The 2109-nt window shown below is 58.2% G+C and carries 1 protein-coding gene and 1 pseudogene; both read right to left on the bottom strand.

The genetic code is table 11. The features are described from left to right. Positions 1-655: pseudogene (locus tag EOA24_RS35480) on the bottom strand (ABC transporter permease); the annotation flags it as partial. Continuing rightward, positions 652-2076 (bottom strand): ABC transporter substrate-binding protein, encoded by a 1425-nt coding sequence (locus EOA24_RS35475; protein WP_127410681.1) that lies wholly within the window; start codon positions 2074-2076, stop codon positions 652-654. The gene EOA24_RS35475 and the pseudogene EOA24_RS35480, both read right to left, overlap by 4 nt. Positions 2077-2109: the final 33 nt, after the last annotated feature.

Here is a 2109-nt window from a genome sequence, read left to right as displayed (position 1 = left end):
GTGTAGGATTCCCAGGTGTAGTAGCCGATGCCGTACTGACCGGAGATCATTTCCGCGGTGACCAGGCAGAACCAGGACGTGCCCATCCCGATCACCAGTCCGGTGACAATGCTCGGGGCGGCGCCCGGGATGATCACCTCCAGGAGCATGGCTGAGCGGGCGCTGCCCAGGCTGCGTGCGGATGCGATCAGCCGAGGATCGATGTTTTCGACCCCGTGGACGGTGTTGATCAGGATTGGAAAGAGAGCGCCCGTGAAAGTGATGAAGATCATCGAAAGCTCGGAAGACGGAAACATCAGAACCGCCAGCGGGATCCATGCTACAGCAGGGATCGGGCGCAACAGCTCGAGAGGCGCCTGTAGGAAATCTCCGGCAAATTGCAATCGACCGATCAGCAGACCCAATGTGACGCCCGCCACAGCGGCGATTCCATAGCCTGCGAAGACGCGCTCAAGGCTGCTGACCACATGAGAAAAGAGCCGCGGGGAGTGGAAGAACTCAAGGGCAGCCGACGCAACGTCTGCCGGAAGCGGTACATTCGAAAAGGTAACGATGCCGAAGTCCAATTTCAGAGTGGTGGCCATCTGCCAAAAGAGAGGCAGATGGCGAGAGAGCACGCCCGGCGTAGCCAGCGGCCGAGTTGCAGGTCGATCATTGGTCGCCTTGATTGCTTGCCACCAAGGCAGCTCTGACGCCGGCAAAATCCAGCACCTTCCCCCCATTCGCCTTGGCCCAACTCTCGGCTTTTTCCTTGAGAAGGAACGCGCTGACCACGCCGCTATCGGAGCGCACGAACCAGGCCTGGTTGCCTAAGAGCTTGATGCCGCTGTCGCGGTCCTGCGCATAGAATACCCTTACGGCCTTGCCCTCGCCTTCTATTGACTTGAGTGCCAAAAAGGCATTTTCCGGCGAGGCGTAATGTCGGACCCGCGGTTCGCCTTCGACCCAGATCTCGGCGACGCGCTTGGGATCGTTGATCTGCTGACCCGTTGAAGCATCGTTGGCCTTTAACGGCAGCTGCTCGTAATTGTTCAGCGCCGCTTCATAATCCAAGCCTGACGCCTTGAACGCCGCTCGAATGAAACGATCATCGACGAAGGTGTCGACATCAAGAGAGGTGTCCGCCTTCTTGAGGAGCTTAAGAGTCCCAATTGCGGTGGCCACGGCCTGTCGATACTCTGGCTTCCACGTCAGATCGCGGGTCTGCAATCCAAGCGGACCGTGGAACAGATAGTCCACTTCGGCGTCGACGCCCGTGATCTTCCCGATCAGCTCGCTGTACTTCTCGGGCTCTCTGCCGATGAGCTGGTCTGCCTCGATCGCAGCACGAAGGTAGGCGATGACGACCTCGGGATATTTTTCGGCGTAGGAAGCATCGACCAAGACGCCGTGAAAGGTTGGCACCTTTGCCTGCGAACCATCATAGATCTTGCGGGCAAAACCGCGCCACGGGAAGAGCTCCGCAAACGGAACGAAATCGGCATGCGCGTCAATTTGATCCGCCTTGAGAGATGGACCGGCGACCTCGGGAGCTTGGGTAATGATCTTGACGTCGTTTTCGGCATCCCAGCCTTGCGCCTGCACGGCTCGCAACAACATCCCGTGCGAAGTCGAAGCAAATGGCACCGAGATCGTCTTGCCCTTTAGCTCCGACAGGGATTGGATGGGTGAATTGGCTGGAACGACGATGCCGTTGCCGCTGCCATTGACGCTTCCCGAAAGCACCGCAATGAAAAGGCTCTTTTTTCCCGCCTTGAGGTGCGCAAGACCGTTCAACGAACCTGGAAAGTCTGCCATCACCCCAAAATCGAGCTTGCCCGCGAGTTGCTCGTTGGTGATTGGCGCGCCGCTCGTGAAATTCTTCCACTGAATGTCGTAGGTGGCGGCTTGGTACCTGCCGTCGTGCGGAAGGTATTTTTCAAGAAGATTCAATTCGCGGATGAGAAGCCCGCCGGTCGCAGTATTGATCGTCGTGTCCTGTGTGCCGACCGCCACTCGAATGGTTTCTGCTTGGGCGGCCGAAACGAAGACGGCAGCCGCCAGGGCGATCGCAGCGAAGTGTGTGCGCAAGTTCATGGTCCTGTTCCATTAATTGTGTCCGGGTTGCCC

Source organism: Mesorhizobium sp. M2A.F.Ca.ET.039.01.1.1 (genome assembly GCF_003998035.1).
Classification (GTDB): domain Bacteria; phylum Pseudomonadota; class Alphaproteobacteria; order Rhizobiales; family Rhizobiaceae; genus Mesorhizobium.
This window is presented reverse-complemented; position numbering and strand designations above follow the sequence as displayed.